We start from the raw sequence: 16,509 nt of genomic DNA, 5'->3' as shown, positions 1-16,509 counted from the left end.
CATGTATCTAAAGTGCAAAAAAACTTCCTAAAAAATGTCTTGGATAAAATTTGTGAAAGACACCTTAAAATAAATATTATTTGAGTATGTTTGTTTACTAAATATCTTACAATTTATTTAAAATCGATACGGTAATACCCGTTAATCAAAAAACTATGAGCCACTCTTTCTCCGAGAACATTAATGAAAATTTTAAAAATTTTATTTCTTTTTTAAAAAATCCAACAGATCAAAAAGGAGCTGAACTAACTTTTTTAGAACGACTTAAAAACGTACTTGCTTTTATTATACTTGAGATGCCTGTTTTACTATTGATGATAGGCATAATTAGTGGACTAGAGAAGCTTGAATGGATTGATACTGAAAATCATTCGATTCAAGAAATGATGAAAACAATGCCAATTCCATTGTTTTTTATTTTAGCTGTATTTATAATTCCACTTTTTGAAGAATTAATTTTCAGATTGTATTTACGATATCAGTACAATGGTGTTATTCAAATTATCCTAGGATTTGCCTCTTTTGGTGGTACAACAGCGCGACAAAAAACAAACAACAAACTGCAAACCATTTGGACAAAATACTATGCTACAGTTTTCTTTTTCTCGGCCTTGTTGTTTGGTTTCATTCACATTTTCAATTTCGAAATAACCGTAAATGTATTATTGTTTTCACCACTTTTAGTAGCTCCACAAATTATGATGGGACTTATAACCGGTTTCTTGAGAGTAAAACAAGGTTTTTTAGCAGGATACATGATGCATGCCATTCATAATGCTATTTTTATAGGAATTTCAATCCTTGGGATGAATAGTATGATGATTAATGTTGATGAAAACACCCCTAAATACAGCATTAAAATAGAGCAAAACAAGGATGCTTTTTCTGACGCATCTTATAAAAACTATGTGGACAGTTTAGCGTACACTAATACAACCATTAAAACTTTGCTAGCGCCGGTGTTACAAACTAGTGAACAATTAATAGATGTGAACGATTCTCTGGAAACAACAAAAAGTTATAGTTTTCATTTTAAAAATAAAACAAAAGACACGCTACAAACAAGAAAACTAGCCCTTGAGCAACTCAAAAAACATTTGGGTTTCACCATTATCAAAAAAAATATTGAAAAAGAAAGTTGGAACATGAATATTGTAAATCCGGCTTTGTTAGCAAAAAGTTTGGCAACTGACTCAAAAATTACAAATGCTACAACAATCTCTCCTAAAGAAATTCGTATCGAAAATGGTTCCTTAGCTGCTTTAGTATATGCCATAAGCAACCACAAAAACATATTATTTAACGATCAAACTCCTATCACAAAAAACAAGTACAACATTACTCTAAATACACAGAGTTTAGATAAGATGATCCAACAGCTAGAATCTCAATACGGTTTAAAAGTTGCAAAAACTAAGGAGCAAAAAGAAGTATACTTGGTTGAATTCAAAGAAAATAAAGAGCAATAATTAATGTCTTGTAAAAACTTATAATTACTTTTTTCTAAAAAAATTTATTTGATATTTAACCTAACAGAAAAAGTAGAGCCTTTATGCACACCACTGCTTTCTGCATAAATGTGACCTTTGTATTTTTCTATGATTTTTTTACACAAATACAATCCTATTCCTGTTGAAGCTTCATTATTTGTCCCTAAACGGCTTTTTGATGTAAACTTGTCAAACAAATGCTCTAAATCTTGGCTTTTAAATCCCAAACCAGCATCTGTAACTTGAATAAGTATGTTTTTACTGTCTTGTATCATATTGATTTTAATAACACTGTCTGGAAACGAAAACTTAATAGCATTATCAGTAAGGTTAATTAAAACACGTACTAATAAATCCTCATCTATATGAATTAAGGCGGTAGGCAACTGTGTTACATATTCCAAAGTACAGTTTTTAGAAATCAATTTTGCGGCTAACTGCCCTGATACTTTGCTTAAAACAGTATTGAAATCTATTTGGTTTGCAAAGTATTCTTTTTTTGATATTTCGTCTTCATCACGTATGAGTGTTATCAAAGTTTCAATGAATGCAAGTTGTTGATTGGTAGAATCTGTGATTAAATGGGCATACTCTGCTATTATTTCAGACGGATTTTCATCTAATATTAATGTGGAAAGCCCCTGAGCATTAGCGGCAAAGCCTCGTAAATCATGCGATAACAAATAAATCAAATCTTGCTTATCATTGATATAAGTTTCATAATCTGCTATAGAGGACTGAATATTTGCCAATAACAATCCTGTTTCATCTTGAAATTGAGTTGGTAAATTAGGTATGATTCTATTGTTTCTATAATTTACTAATGCGCTAGAGGCAAGCTCAATTGGCTTTATTAACTTTTTTAGCACCAATAAAGTTATCAATGTTGCTAGTAAAGTGAGTAGTAAAGCAACGACAAGAATCATCATAGGTTGTAATTCTTGGTTTCCAAAAAGAAGAAAAAGCGAAACTCCTATTAACGGAATGTGAATTCCTAAGAAAGCAACAAAAAGAAATTTACTAGCATATTTTTTTCTCAAAAAAGGAATTGCATTCAATTTTTCATAAAGCGTCATAGGCATCTATTTTAAGTAATCAAAAGTGCAAAAATCGATAAATAAATTAAAAACGAGCTGCTCTTTTCTATAAAATATTAATAAAAACTAGTATCCTTTTTTTATAAAAAAACATTGAAATAAAACCTTAACAGGGGTATTTAATTTCTTATGGATGGCATTAATTGACTAAAATTGAAAAATATTTGTAAAATTGAATTTATAAAACCTTTCAATCACTTATTTTTGCGCTATGGCTAAGAAAAATACAGACAAAGTTGTCTTTCATCAAATAAAAGTCCTTGATGCTGGTGCAAAAGGCGTTTCGGTTGCAAAAGCACCGGATGGTAAAGTAGTTTTTATCCCGAATGTAGTTCCGGGAGATGTGGTTGATGTGCAAACTTTCAAGAAACGCAAGGCGTATTATGAAGGTAAAGCAGTGCATTTTCATGAGTTTTCAGAGCATCGTGTAGATCCAATTTGTGATCACTTTGGTGTTTGTGGAGGGTGCAAATGGCAAAACATGAACTACAATCAACAATTGGTTTTCAAACAAAACGAAGTGAAAAATCACTTGCAACGCATTGGAAAAATAGAACTTCCGGAATTTGAATCAATTTTAGGTTCTGAGAAAAAGTTTTTTTATAGAAATAAAATGGAATTTTCGTTTTCCAATAGCCGTTGGTTAACCGAAGCTGAAATTGGAAGCGACGAAGATTTAGGAAATAGAAATGCACTTGGATTTCACATCCCTAAAATGTGGGATAAAATTCTAGACATCAATAAATGTCATTTACAAGAAGATCCTTCAAACGCTATTCGTAATGAAGTTAGAGATTTTGCAAATGCAAATGGATTAACTTTCTTTAACCCCAGAGCACATGAAGGTTTGTTACGTACCTTAATGTTACGTACCGCCTCAACAGGTGAGATTATGGTATTGATTCAATTTTTCGAAAATGACAAAGCCAACAGAGAGTTGATTTTAGATCATCTTTATGAGAAATTTCCGCAAATTACATCGTTACAATACGTAGTTAATAATAAAGCAAACGATACGTTGTACGATACGGATATCAAGCTATACAAAGGAAGAGATTACATTCTAGAAGAAATGGAAGGGTTAAAATTTAGCATTAATGCCAAATCTTTTTACCAAACCAACTCAGACCAAGCTTACGAATTGTATAAAATCACAAGAGATTTTGCAGGTTTAACAGGAAATGAAGTAGTGTATGACTTGTATACTGGAACTGGAACTATCGCCCAGTTTGTTTCTAAAAAAGCTAAAAAAGTAATAGGAGTCGAAAGTGTTCCTGATGCTATTAAAGATGCAAAAGCAAATGCCGTTAGAAATGAGATCACGAATTGTGAGTTCTTTGTTGGAGATATGAAAGTAGTGTTTAATGATGATTTCATAGCACAACACGGTCATCCAGATGTCATTATAACAGATCCACCAAGAGATGGAATGCACAAAGATGTAATAGAACAAATCCTAAAAATTGCTCCAGCGAAAGTGGTTTATGTAAGTTGCAACTCGGCTACACAAGCTCGTGATTTGGCTCTAATGGATGAGAAATACAAAGTAACTCGTGTACGTCCTGTAGATATGTTTCCGCAAACGCATCACGTTGAAAATGTTGTGCTTTTAGAAAGAAGGTAAGCCTCTTAAACCCTAAAGATGGGAACATTATAAAGAAAGATGAAAAAAATATTTCTATTTGTATTAGTATCTGCATTCTCTTTTTCTAGTTGTGAAAAAGACGATATCTGCGATCCAAAAACACCTACAACTCCCAGATTAATAATTGATTTTTACGATTTTGAAAACCCATCTGTAAAGAAAAATGTAAATAGCCTACAGGTTATAGGCGAAGGTATGACGGATGCTGTTTTATTTAATGGCAGCCCAACTACTAATGGAAATAGAATTGCAATTCCACTAAAAACGGTTGGTACTAGTACCAGTTTTAGGTTTACACTAAATTCAAACAATGCGAATCCTGCTTTAGTTGACGCGGATCTTATCCGTTTTAATTTTACCACTCAAGAACTTTTTGTTTCAAGAGCATGCGGATATAAATCGCTTTTTATACTAAATCAAGCAGCACCATTTGTTCACACTGATCCTATTGCAGCTAATCAACGATGGATACGACTTATAGAGGTGGTAACAAGAAACATAGACAATGAAAATGAAGCACACATCAACATCTTTTTTTAGTATTTGTTTTTTGTTTCTGTTAATTAGTGTTCAAGCACAAGAAACAACAAAAAAAATAGAAGTTAAAAAGCCAGCTACCATAACAACGGTTGAGCCCACAAAAACAACTAAAGAACAAATCATTCCTAATACGCCGAAAACAAAAAATGCGCCACTACCAACTGCAGCCGTGAAGGACTCCATACCCGTAAAAGTAGATCGTTATGGAATTCGTGTAGGTTTAGATTTATATAAAATAACGCGTGGACTTTACGACAAAGATTACAAAGGTTTAGAACTTGTGGGTGATTACAGACTGACAAAAAGGTACTTTTTAGCTGCCGAGCTTGGAAACGAAAATAAAACCACAGCTGATGATCGTGTCAACTTTACCACAAAAGGAAGTTACCTGAAAGCAGGTTTTGATTACAATGCCTATGAAAACTGGCTGGATATGGAGAATATAATTTCAATTGGTCTTCGTTATGGTTTTAGCACTTTTAATCAGCAGTTAAACAATTACCGCATATACAATGCCAATCCGTACTTTCAAGATACACCAATTATAAACTCTGGGCAAAAGTTCAATGGTTTATCAGCCAGTTGGATTGAAGTTGTTGCGGGAATTAAAGCAAAAGTATTCAACAATGTTTTCATGGGCTTCAGCCTTCGTTTGAATCGATTGGTGACTAATAAAGAACCAGAGAACTTCTCTAATCTATACATTCCGGGATTTAACAGGACCTATGATGGGAGTTTTGGAGTAGGATTTAATTACACTGTAACTTATTTTGTTCCTATTTATAAAAAGAAAATAAAACCAGTTGTAGTACAAAAAAAATAGTATTAAAAAACCGCACATTCAAAACAACTTAAAATAAGTGGTTAATGAATGTGCGGTTTATGTTTCAAATAAAACTTCTAGAATTTCTATACTACCCTATTTCCTTGAATCCTTTAATGAAAATCCATTTCATATACAATTTTTCACCGTCTTTGGTTCGAATGGCTTGAAACTTTGGAGCTACTAATGTTCCTATTACAAATGCTGTAATTGGAATCCAAAAACCAGTTAAATTAGTGTACAGGTCAATGGCGTATCTTGCAGCAATAAATAAAACTGCAAAGCTTGCTAGTTGATATACAAATGCTTGTATTTGCTTTTTTGTCATTTTTTATAAGTCTTAAAGTTTTAAGTAAAATTTGATATTACTTATTCAGCACCAGTCTTTTCTTGACCTGAATCCTCTGAGCGAACAGACGAAGAAAACTTTGTTCTTTTACTGCCTTCATACATTTCATACTTTACTAATCGAGCCTCAAGACCTGCATTAAAAAGTTTAATTTTTCTAGATGGTTTTAAACCTACATGTTTCAATGCTTCTAGGTTTGCAGTTATCATCCAAGCATTTGTACCTGGATAATTTTTCTTTAAAGTATCACCTACATTTTTATAAAACTCCTCCATGTGAATGTCCAAACGCTCGTCATAAGGTGGATTGAACACAATATGCAATTTGCCTTCAGAGCTTTTCTCAGTATCAAAGAAGTTTTTATCTTCTATTGAAATGTATTCGTCTAGATTGGCATTTTTAATATTGTCTTTCGCTTTTTGAACCGCACTTGGTGCTTTGTCATATCCTTTTATAGTATAATGAAACTCACGTACACGTTTTAATAAACTATCCGTAATGGCATCAAACAAATCATTATCCCAATCGTTCCATTTTTCGAATGCAAATTGTTTACGGTTGATATTAGCTGGAATATTACATGCAATCATAGCTGCTTCGGCTAAGAAAGTACCTGATCCACACATTGGGTCTAAAAAATCTGTTTGACCATCCCAACCCGAAAGCAACAAAATTCCGGCTGCCAAAACCTCGTTTATAGGTGCAATATTTGTTGCAGTTCTATATCCACGCTGGTTCAATGCATTTCCAGATGTGTCTAGCGCTACAGAGACTTGGTCTTTATCAATATGAATATTAATTCTTAAATCAGGATGTACCTTATCAATACTTGGTCGTTGACCTGTTCTTTCTCTAAACTGATCTACAATGGCATCTTTACATTTTTGAGAAACAAATTCAGAGTGATTAAAATATTCTGAATGTACTGTGGTATCTATAACAAAAGTCTGGTTCGCATTCAATAATTTGGACCAGTTTACTCCCGCAATACCTTTGTATAATCCTTGTTCATTATTGGCCTTAAAAAAATAAATAGGTTTTAAAATTTTTAAAGCTGTACGCAAAGATAAATTAGCCTTGTACATAAACCCTTTATCACCTTTAAAACTAACCATTCGTACCCCTTGCTCTACATTTTGTGCGCCTAGGTTTTGTAATTCTTTTGCCAGTATTTCTTCAAAACCAAAAAAGGTTTTGGCAATCATTTTATAATTATTTTCCATTTGCCCTCTTTGCCCCCTAAAGGGTAAATTGTTATCGTTATATTCGGCAAAAATACACTAAATTTGCATCAATCGAATTAATTGAAAAAGAATAAATGTCTGCATCTCAAAATACATCCCTTGAAAATCAACCCAAATCAACTGAAAACTGGTATACCTCTTGGTTTGATACACCTTATTATCACATTTTATACAAGGATAGAAATTACAGGGAAGCTCAAGTTTTTATGGACAACCTTACGCATTATCTCAATTTACCAGAAAATGCCAAAGTTCTTGATTTAGCCTGCGGCAAAGGCCGTCATTCTATATATTTAAACCAATTGGGTTTTACCGTTCTTGGAGCCGATTTATCTGAAAACAGTATCGCCGAAGCGAATAAAAATGCTAATGAAAAATTACAATTCAAAGTTCATGACATGCGTGAACCATTTGAAGAAAAATTTGATGCCATATTTAATTTGTTTACCAGTTTTGGTTATTTTGAAAGTGACGAAGACAACCTAACAACGCTTATAGCCATCAAAGAAAGCTTGTCAGAATACGGTTTTGCAGTAATTGATTTTATGAATGTACCTAATGTCATAGAAACACTAGTCCCTACAGAAACTAAAACCGTTGATGGTATTGATTTTCACATTACCCGATATTTAAAAGAAGGCCATATTTACAAAGAAATTGACTTTGAAGATAAAGGTCAAAAATACCATTTCACCGAAAAAGTAAAAGCATTAACGCTGAAAGATTTTGAAGAATTAATGGAGCAAGCCGGAATTTATCTCCTAGATACCTTTGGGGATTATAAATTAAAAAAATTCCATAAAACAGAAAGTGAACGCTTAATCATGATTTTTAAATAAATGAATTACCTCTTACCATTACTCTCTGTAATTTTAGGATACGGTGTTGCATTAATTATTAGACCTAAGAATAAGACTAATCTAAAATTACTCTTAGCCTTCAGCGGATCTTTTTTACTGTCCTTGACAGTAATGCATTTATTACCAGAAATTTACAAGAGTAACACAACAACCATTGGCATATTCATTATGCTAGGAATATTGTTCCAAATCATATTAGAGTTTTTCTCTAAAGGTGCAGAGCATGGTCACGTACACGGACATGAAGCAATAACACAAATCCCATGGTTGTTGTTCATAAGTCTTTGTATTCATGCATTTCTAGAAGGTTTCCCCGTGAGCCATCACCAAGATTTAGCCATAGGAATAGCCATACATCACTTGCCTATAGCCATTATCTTGACTACTTTTTTTATAAATGCAAGTCTTAATAAAAAAGCAATCTTTTTCTTCATGATCACTTTTTCAATCATGACACCACTCGGTACCATATTATCTGATTATTTACCCATCTTAAACACATATTACACAGAAATTACAGCCATTGTCATAGGAATATTGTTTCACATATCATCTACCATAATTTTTGAAAGCAGCGAAGGACACAAGTTCAACATTGCTAAAGTTTCAATGATTGTAATTGGTATTGCATTGGCATATTTTTTATAAATTTACAAGGTGGGCGTGCCCGCCAGAAAAAGGCGGTCGGGCTATCCGCTGCAATCTTTTTTCATTTCGCTACCGCTACATGATAAAAAGGATTTCCGCTTTTATCCCTCACCCGCGACCCGAATATATAGAAAATTTAGTGCTTTAGAAACACAAATTTAGCAATACATGGAATTCACAAAAACCACCGAACAATCTTCAAAATACGAACATTTAGAAAAAATGTCGGTTCAGGAATTGTTGTCAAATATCAATCAAGAAGACAAAACAGTGCCACTTGCTGTTGAAAAAGCATTGCCCCAAATTGAAAATTTAGTAACTGCAATTGTCACTAAAATGAAATTAGGCGGTCGCTTATTTTACATAGGTGCTGGAACCTCTGGAAGATTAGGAATTGTTGATGCCTCAGAATGTCCACCTACCTTTGGTGTTTCCTTTGATTTAGTTGTAGGGATTATTGCTGGTGGTGACGCAGCCATTCGTAAAGCTGTTGAAAATGCCGAAGACAACCCAACTCAAGCTTGGCTTGACTTACAAGCTTTTGCAATAAATGAAAAAGATGTCGTTATAGGAATTGCAGCTTCGGGAACCACACCTTATGTAATTGCTGGTTTACAGGCGTGTAATGAGAACAACATAACCACAGGAAGTATTTCTTGTAATGCTGGAAGTCCGTTGTCACAAACGTCTAAATTCCCAATTGAAGTAATTGTAGGTCCAGAATTTGTAACCGGAAGTTCCCGCATGAAAGCTGGAACGGCACAAAAACTAGTACTCAACATGATATCGACTGCTACCATGATTCAGTTAGGAAAAGTAAAAGGCAACAAAATGGTTGACATGCAACTCAGCAATAGCAAACTGGTTGACCGCGGCGTAAAGATGATCATGGACGAAATTCCGGTTACTTACGAGCAAGCATCTGCCTTATTGTTAGAACACAAAAGTGTACGTCAAGCGGTGATGAATTTCGAGGCGAGAAGGTAATAGTTGTACAATATTATTACCGACAATACTTGATATTTGAAAAAAACAATTAGATTTGTATCATGAGTACTAGGGTTGAAAATATCAATAAAAATATTATAGAATGGGCTATCGTCAGAAATGGCAACAGCATTGAAGAATTCTATGCACAAAACCCCAATGTCGAAAGTTGGGTAAAAGAAGATAAAAACCCAACAGTAAAACAACTTGAAGATTTTACTCATAAAGTACATGTACCCTTTGGTTACATGTTTTTAGAAAACCCTCCAATTGAAAATATTCCTTTACCTTTTTTTAGAACCGGAAGCGTAAATGAAACAAATAAGGTTAGTCTAAATGTTTTTCATACAATCCAAAATATTCTAGATAGACAAAATTGGCTTACAGAATATTTAAATGAATTAGATTTTCCAAATCTTAATTTTATCGGTAAATATAATATTGATAATAATTATAAAGTCATTGTAAACGACATTAGAAATATACTAAAATTAGAATTGGATTGGGCAAGTAAACATAATTCTTGGGAGCAGGCTCTTGACTTTTTAACAAATCAAATAGAAGAAGCAGGAATCATTGTTACGTTTAATGGAATTGTAGGGACAAATACACGAAGAGTAATTGATGTAAATGAATGTAGAGGTTTTGTTTTGGTTAACAGCAAAGCTCCTTTCCTATTTATTAATTCTGCTGATGCTAAAGCTGCACAAATGTTTACACTAATTCATGAATTAGCTCATGTTTGGCTTGGAGAAAGTGCAGGATTTGATAATCAAAATTTAATTCCAGCAAATAACCCTGTTGAAATTCTTTGTGACAAAGTTGCTGCTGAATTTTTAGTTCCAGAAATAATTTTTATGAATAAATGGGAATTGATTCAGGACTTTCGAATTCTTAGTAGAATTTTTAAAGTTAGTCAAATTGTAATTGCAAGAAGAGCATTAGATTTGAATCTAATTACAAAAAATAATTTTCTTGAATTTTATAATCAATATATGGCAGATTTTAAATTCAAAAAAAGTAATCAAGGTTCTGGAGGCAATTTCTATGCAACTGCAAGAAAAAGAGTTAGTTTAAGATTTGCTTCTTTTGTTAATAATGCAGTCAAAGAAAACAAACTACTTTACCGTGATGCTTATAAATTAACTAATTTAAAAGGAGAAACATACAATAAGTTTGTAACTGAATATCTTTACTAATGAAAAAGTACTTATTAGATAGTAATATTTTTATTCAAGCTCATCGAATGTATTATCCGTTCGATGTTTTTCCAAGTTATTGGAATAAACTTATTGAATTATCAGATAGTGGCATTATTATAAGTATTGACAAAGTAAAAAAAGAACTTTGTGATAATTCTAATCAGGACCAATTATCTCTATGGTGTAATGAAACAATTAATAATTCATTTTTCTGCGATTCAACAATTTGTATAGATAAATATTCTGAAATAGCAGTATGGACAGCTAACCATCCTCATTTTCTACAAAGTGCAAAAGACGAATTTCTTTCTACAGATTTAGCTGACCCTTGGCTCATTGCTTATGCAATGAAAAATGATTGTATTATCGTAACACATGAAATAAGCCAACCACAAAGAAGAAATAGAATTAAAATCCCGGAACCCTGTATGCATTTTGGAATAAATTATTTAACTCCTATACAGATGTTAAGAGAGCTATATCAGACCCTATAATAAATAATCCCCGTAAAACACAATACAAAGGATTTAGGCATTTTGCTTAATGGAAAATGGTCTTGTTTTTGGGATTATTTGGCAAATCCAAAGAATGAGCCAAATTTAGTTGTAAACCCGCTATTATCAGAACAAAAAAGCTAAAATTAATTGCATTAAATATCATTATGGCTACAAATAGAGAATTATTATCAAAAGGAGTACGATACTTAGCGGGCGCATTACCATTGTTGTTTTTAGGCCCAACTATAATTCATAATGCTTTTATGAACAAGCAAAACATTTGGCATTACCTAGTATTAAGCGTTGGGGTGATTGTTTGTTTTATTGCCATGTACCTAATGTATGTAGGGTTAAAAACAATTATGAAAAGCTTATTTAACGACTAATGAAAAACAATATTCAACTTCAAAAAACATTTGAAAAAACAAATCCGTTTGACAGTGCTGTTAGCAACCCCGAATTTGAAGAATGTACTTTTATAAACTGTGATTTGGCCAATGCTGTTTTGTCTAATACCACTTTTATGGATTGCGTTTTTATAGACTGTAATTTATCTATGAGCAAATTATCTGGTGCTAGTTTAAAAGGAGTACACTTTAAAAACTGTAAACTACTTGGGATTTTATTTGAAGAATGTGATGATTTTTTATTTCAAGTGGAGTTTGAAGAATGCATTTTAGATTATGCCTCTTTTACCAATAAAAAGATGCCTAAAACCAAGTTTATTTCTTGTTCGTTAAAAGAAGTTAATTTTTCTGAAACTAATTTAACAGGTACTATTTTTGATGGTAGTTCATTACAGAATGCCATATTTAGCAATACGCAATTAGCTGGAGCTGATTTTACTAAAGCCACAGATTACAGCATAGATCCAGAGTTCAATCCGATGAAAAAAGCAAAGTTTTCAACGCAAGGAATTGGTGGTTTATTAGACAAATATGACATTAAAATACACTAATTTTACCCCAGATGGAAGTGAAAACACATAAGGATTAAAAGCTATTTTTTTCTTGACAGAAAAGAGCGATCACCGGAAGCTCCTTTTATGGCAGTAGAAAAAAAGATTTTAAGTCTTGTGGGTTGCAACAAACAGCTGGATTTGGTCCTTAATAAAAAACAAAAAAAGATGAAAAAAATAGTAGTGCTCCTACCCTTACTGGTCTTGACTTCTTGCTATGATATGGAAAGAAATTGTAAGGATTTTAAAACCGGAAAATTCAAGTTTGAATATGAAGTAGACGGTGTAAAAAAAACGGCTTTATTTGAACGAAATGACAGCATAGAGATTGAAACTTTTGAAGGAAAAACAGATACGGCATCTATACGCTGGGTGAATGACTGCGAATATGTTTTGCAAAAATTAAGTCCAAAAAACATGGCCGAAGAAAAAGCGATAGGCATGAAAATAGTGACTACTACAAAAAATTCTTATACCTTTGAATTTGGGATGGTAGGATCTGATGTGAAACAAAAAGGTACTGTAACCAAAATTGCTGATTAATAACGTAAATAGTAAAATAAAAAATGGAAATATTTTTAAATCCTGATGCTTGGGTAGCCTTATTAACTTTGACTTTTCTTGAAATTGTTTTAGGAATTGACAACATCATTTTCATCTCTATTGCTACTGGAAAATTACCGGTAGAACAACGTAAAAAAGCCACTAAAATAGGAATGTTCTTGGCAATGTTCATGAGAATAGCGCTTTTGTTTGGTATTAATTTATTAATTCAAATGAAAGAGCCGTGGTTTCATATTGATTTGAGTTGGTTTTCGGCAGGAATTACGGGTCAAAGTCTGATTCTTTTTGGTGGTGGATTATTTTTGATTTACAAAAGTACCAACGAAATTAGAGAGAAAGTAGACGAAAAAGGACATGAAGAGAAAGAGCTTGGAAAAGCGGCTACTAAATCATTTCAAAACGTTATTTTTCAAATTATCTTGATTGATTTGGTTTTTTCATTTGATAGTATTTTAACTGCTGTGGGAATGACCAATGGCGTTGAAGGTGCACTTTATATTATGATTACTGCTGTGATTATATCGGTACTTGTGATGATGCAGTTTGCAGTTCCTGTTGGTAATTTTGTAAACAAACATCCGTCGATTCAAATACTTGGGCTTTCATTTTTGATTTTAATAGGTATGATGTTGCTTACAGAAAGTGCTCATTTATCTAACGCTTTAATCTTTGGAAGTCACGTAACACCAGTACCAAAGGGCTATTTGTACTTTGCTATTTCGTTCTCATTATTAGTAGAAGTTCTGAATATGAAAATGAATAAGAGCAAGAGTAAATAGTTAAATGTGAGTTGTGAGAAGTGAATCGTGAGAAGTGAATGGTGAAATTGAATCCTTTTATAAAATAAAATGCCCCCAAACTGTTTTGGGGGCATTTATTTTTTTGAGAATAGTGTATTAATCTAAACTCATAGTGATTTGGCCATCATCATCAAGTTGAACTGGACCTGCATCTTCATCGCTTAAAATAGGTGGTTCAGGCACCTCCTCTACAGGCTCTTCATAAGGAAGTGGATCCAGCAAATTGACTTGTTTTAACTTATCTGCAGTCAATTGATTACCTTGTGCTTTGAATCCTTTTACGGCTATAAAAGCCTCAACATCTACCACTTGATTTTCTTTTTGTACTCCTTTTACTTTTGCAAAAACTAGTTCGGCAACAGGTCTATACTCTGTTGAAACAATTTCAAGATGCGAATTAGCATGCTCTGAGATAAAGGCTTCCTCTTTGTTTTCGGTTTCTACCAAAAAGCGTTTGATGTAATAGCGCTCTTTTTCTCCATCGAAATAAATGGCCGAAATAGGTTTTTTAGGATTCCATTTCTCTAAAACGACCATGTCTTGGTCGAAATGTGTTGTCAACTCCGGCGTTATCACTTTGAGCTTGCCAGATTGTGCAATGATTAAAATTTTATCACTTGGTCTAAATTCACCCAGTAATTCACCACGTCCATCTACATTTAATCGTTGTACCGTATCATCAAACCACACTTTACGAGGTAATAAAGTAGAAATCCCTTTCTCTTTTAATTCTATTTTCTTAATTGGATATTTCGTTACCAAATTCCCCTTAGAACTTCTTCCTTTTATGGCAAGATTTGAAAAATCAATATCAAATTTCAATTTTTTAATAGTTCCCACTTGGCGCAACAAAATGGTAATTACCTCAGCTTCACCGTTTGGATTGCATGAAAAGTATACGATTTGAGATCCCGCAGTTTCATTAGTTAAATCGTACGGTTTATCACGTGTTACACCTGATACGTTAAAGCGTTTGATGTATGATGGACCCGATTTTCCATCTCGATAAATCAAGTTGTAAATGGTGCGCTTATCGCTTTTGTCAAAAATAGCCACGTGAATAATATCTTTACCCACAAAGGTTTTTGCATCCACTTTTGTAATCATCATTTTTCCATCTCTTAGAAAAACAATAACATCATCAATATCAGAACAATCCGTAACATACTCGTCTTTTTTAAGACTTGTACCTACAAAACCTTCTTCTCTATTTACATATAATTTAGTGTTACGCAACACTACTTTTGTTGCTTCAATATCATCAAAAATGCGCAATTCGGTTTGGCGTTCGCGACCTTTTCCGTATTTCTCTTTCAATTTCGTAAAATACGCTATTGCAAAGTCTGTTAAATGAGCTAAATGATGTTCTACTTCCTTCATCTCGCCCTCTAACTTGGCAATCATGTCATCAGCCTTATCCGAGTCAAATCGGGTAATACGAATCATTTGAATTTGCGTTAGTTTCTGCAAATCGTCATCATTAATGGCTCTAACAAATGATTCTTTGAAAGGCTCAAAACGATCGTACAAATAGGTATAAAGCGCTTCTCTATCGCCATACAATTTAAAATCAATGTACATTTCTTCGCGAATGAAAATTTTCTCTAGCGTTGAAAAGTGCCACTTGTTTTTTAATTCTTCGAGTTGAATTTCGAGTTCTTGCTTCAGTAAATCAACCGTTCTTGCGGTTGAAATGCGCAACATTTCAGAAACCCCAATAAACAAAGGTTTGTTATCTTCAATCACACAGCCCAAAGGCGCAACTGATGTTTCGCAAGCTGTAAAAGCAAACAAAGCATCAATGGTTTTATCTGGAGAAACTCCTGGAAAAAGATGAATTAAAATTTCAACTTCAGCAGCAGTATTGTCTTCAATTTTTTTGATTTTGATCTTGCCTTTTTCATTGGCCTTCAAAATACTATCAATCAAAGTGGTTGTATTAGTCGAAAATGGAATTTGAGTAATCACCAACGTGTTTTTGTCCAATTGGGCAATTTTGGCACGTACGCGTACACGACCACCACGTAATCCGTCATTGTAATTTGACACATCGGCAATACCTTGCGTCATGAAATCAGGATATAACGTAAACGCTTTTCCTTTTAATATTTTAATCGAAGCGTCAATAAGCTCATTAAAATTGTGCGGCAACACTTTCGTGGAAAGTCCTACAGCAATACCTTCTGCTCCTTGTGCTAAAAGCAATGGAAACTTTACCGGAAGATTGTTTGGCTCAGCACGACGACCGTCATAAGAAACACCCCAATCGGTAATTTTTGGAGAATACAAGACTTCCAAAGCAAACTTAGACAAACGTGCTTCAATATAACGCGAAGCCGCAGCACCATCGCCTGTTAGGATATTTCCCCAGTTTCCTTGGCAGTCAATCAGCAAATCTTTCTGGCCAATTTGCACCATAGCGTCACCAATACTCGCATCTCCGTGTGGGTGATACTGCATGGTGTGCCCTACTACATTGGCTACCTTATTGTAACGACCGTCATCCAACTCTTTAAGCGAGTGCATGATACGGCGTTGTACAGGCTTGAAACCATCTTCAATAGCGGGTACGGCACGTTCCAGAATTACATACGAAGCATAATCCAGAAACCAGTCTTTGTACATGCCCGTAACCTTGGTTATGGTATCGCCTTCTTCGTTATTGTTTTCGTAAAAATGCTGCATGCCACTCGAAGTTTTTATATCTTCGAAACCAGCGTCGTTGCTTACATCTTCATTTTCGTCTCCCTCAGGAATTGTATTTTCGTCTTCTTCGTCTTTCATTTATTTTTTGAAATATCGAGT

The 16,509-nt window shown here is 33.6% G+C and carries 17 protein-coding genes; 13 read left to right on the top strand and 4 right to left on the bottom strand.

Annotated elements, in window-relative coordinates; all coding sequences use genetic code 11:
* The first annotated feature begins 155 nt into the window (after positions 1-155).
* On the top strand, positions 156-1,469 hold the full coding sequence (locus LQ189_RS04580; RefSeq protein ID WP_230154570.1) for a CPBP family intramembrane glutamic endopeptidase: 1,314 nt from the start codon (positions 156-158) through the stop codon (positions 1,467-1,469).
* A gap of 44 nt (positions 1,470-1,513) precedes the next feature.
* On the opposite strand, the gene LQ189_RS04575 is transcribed toward LQ189_RS04580, so the two are convergent.
* Complete coding sequence (locus tag LQ189_RS04575) at positions 1,514-2,566, bottom strand: sensor histidine kinase KdpD (protein ID WP_230154569.1); 1,053 nt, start codon at positions 2,564-2,566, stop codon at positions 1,514-1,516.
* A 232-nt stretch (positions 2,567-2,798) separates the two neighbouring features.
* Between LQ189_RS04575 and rlmD the strand changes: the two genes are divergently transcribed.
* The 3 genes from rlmD to LQ189_RS04560 are packed head-to-tail and all read left to right on the top strand — an operon-like array spanning position 2,799 to position 5,595.
* A complete protein-coding gene (rlmD, locus tag LQ189_RS04570; RefSeq protein ID WP_086453217.1) occupies positions 2,799-4,211 on the top strand; it encodes a 23S rRNA (uracil(1939)-C(5))-methyltransferase RlmD in 1,413 nt (470 codons plus the stop codon).
* Positions 4,212-4,250: 39 nt separating this feature from the next.
* The gene (locus LQ189_RS04565; RefSeq protein ID WP_230154567.1) at positions 4,251-4,772 is read left to right on the top strand and encodes a DUF6452 family protein; all 522 of its coding nucleotides are present in this window, start codon (positions 4,251-4,253) and stop codon (positions 4,770-4,772) included.
* Positions 4,744-5,595: a DUF6048 family protein gene (locus tag LQ189_RS04560; RefSeq protein WP_230158628.1), complete on the top strand. Its 852-nt coding sequence runs from the start codon at positions 4,744-4,746 to the stop codon at positions 5,593-5,595. The genes LQ189_RS04565 and LQ189_RS04560 overlap by 29 nt, the downstream gene beginning before the upstream one ends.
* A 91-nt stretch (positions 5,596-5,686) precedes the next feature.
* On the opposite strand, the gene LQ189_RS04555 is transcribed toward LQ189_RS04560, so the two are convergent.
* Both LQ189_RS04555 and LQ189_RS04550 read right to left on the bottom strand, forming a co-directional pair.
* Entirely contained in the window at positions 5,687-5,923 is a 237-nt protein-coding gene (locus tag LQ189_RS04555; protein ID WP_086453215.1) for a hypothetical protein, read from the bottom strand.
* Between the two features lie 41 nt (positions 5,924-5,964).
* Positions 5,965-7,167 carry a class I SAM-dependent RNA methyltransferase gene (locus LQ189_RS04550; RefSeq protein WP_230154566.1) on the bottom strand — a complete coding sequence of 401 codons (1,203 nt, stop codon included), beginning with the start codon at positions 7,165-7,167 and terminating at the stop codon, positions 5,965-5,967.
* Positions 7,168-7,262: 95 nt separating this feature from the next.
* Between LQ189_RS04550 and LQ189_RS04545 the strand changes: the two genes are divergently transcribed.
* The 9 genes from LQ189_RS04545 (at position 7,263) to LQ189_RS04505 (ending at position 13,683) form a co-directional block, all read left to right on the top strand.
* Positions 7,263-8,027, top strand: coding sequence for a cyclopropane-fatty-acyl-phospholipid synthase family protein (locus tag LQ189_RS04545; RefSeq protein WP_230154565.1), 765 nt, complete (start codon positions 7,263-7,265; stop codon positions 8,025-8,027).
* The gene (locus tag LQ189_RS04540; protein WP_086453212.1) at positions 8,028-8,696 is read left to right on the top strand and encodes a ZIP family metal transporter; all 669 of its coding nucleotides are present in this window, start codon (positions 8,028-8,030) and stop codon (positions 8,694-8,696) included.
* 168 nt (positions 8,697-8,864) lie between these two features.
* Positions 8,865-9,683, top strand: coding sequence for an N-acetylmuramic acid 6-phosphate etherase (gene murQ, locus LQ189_RS04535; RefSeq protein WP_230154564.1), 819 nt, complete (start codon positions 8,865-8,867; stop codon positions 9,681-9,683).
* A gap of 62 nt (positions 9,684-9,745) precedes the next feature.
* Positions 9,746-10,882, top strand: a complete 1,137-nt coding sequence (locus LQ189_RS04530; RefSeq protein WP_230154563.1) for an ImmA/IrrE family metallo-endopeptidase — start codon at positions 9,746-9,748, stop codon at positions 10,880-10,882.
* On the top strand, positions 10,882-11,379 hold the full coding sequence (locus tag LQ189_RS04525) for a DUF4411 family protein (RefSeq protein WP_230154562.1): 498 nt from the start codon (positions 10,882-10,884) through the stop codon (positions 11,377-11,379). The genes LQ189_RS04530 and LQ189_RS04525 overlap by 1 nt, the downstream gene beginning before the upstream one ends.
* A gap of 167 nt (positions 11,380-11,546) precedes the next feature.
* Positions 11,547-11,768, top strand: coding sequence for a DUF6095 family protein (locus LQ189_RS04520; RefSeq protein WP_086453210.1), 222 nt, complete (start codon positions 11,547-11,549; stop codon positions 11,766-11,768).
* Positions 11,768-12,340 carry a pentapeptide repeat-containing protein gene (locus LQ189_RS04515; protein ID WP_086453209.1) on the top strand — a complete coding sequence of 191 codons (573 nt, stop codon included), beginning with the start codon at positions 11,768-11,770 and terminating at the stop codon, positions 12,338-12,340. Before LQ189_RS04520 ends, LQ189_RS04515 begins: the two co-directional genes overlap by 1 nt.
* A gap of 168 nt (positions 12,341-12,508) precedes the next feature.
* A complete protein-coding gene (locus LQ189_RS04510) occupies positions 12,509-12,883 on the top strand; it encodes a DNA topoisomerase IV (RefSeq protein WP_230154561.1) in 375 nt (124 codons plus the stop codon).
* Between the two features lie 23 nt (positions 12,884-12,906).
* On the top strand, positions 12,907-13,683 hold the full coding sequence (locus tag LQ189_RS04505) for a TerC family protein (RefSeq protein WP_086453208.1): 777 nt from the start codon (positions 12,907-12,909) through the stop codon (positions 13,681-13,683).
* 117 nt (positions 13,684-13,800) lie between these two features.
* Here LQ189_RS04505 and LQ189_RS04500 read toward each other — a convergent pair whose 3' ends face one another.
* Positions 13,801-16,488 carry a DNA gyrase/topoisomerase IV subunit A gene (locus LQ189_RS04500; protein WP_230154560.1) on the bottom strand — a complete coding sequence of 896 codons (2,688 nt, stop codon included), beginning with the start codon at positions 16,486-16,488 and terminating at the stop codon, positions 13,801-13,803.
* Positions 16,489-16,509: the final 21 nt, after the last annotated feature.

The sequence above is a fragment of the Flavobacterium sp. CECT 9288 genome (genome assembly GCF_918731615.1).
GTDB lineage: Bacteria > Bacteroidota > Bacteroidia > Flavobacteriales > Flavobacteriaceae > Flavobacterium.
This window is presented reverse-complemented; position numbering and strand designations above follow the sequence as displayed.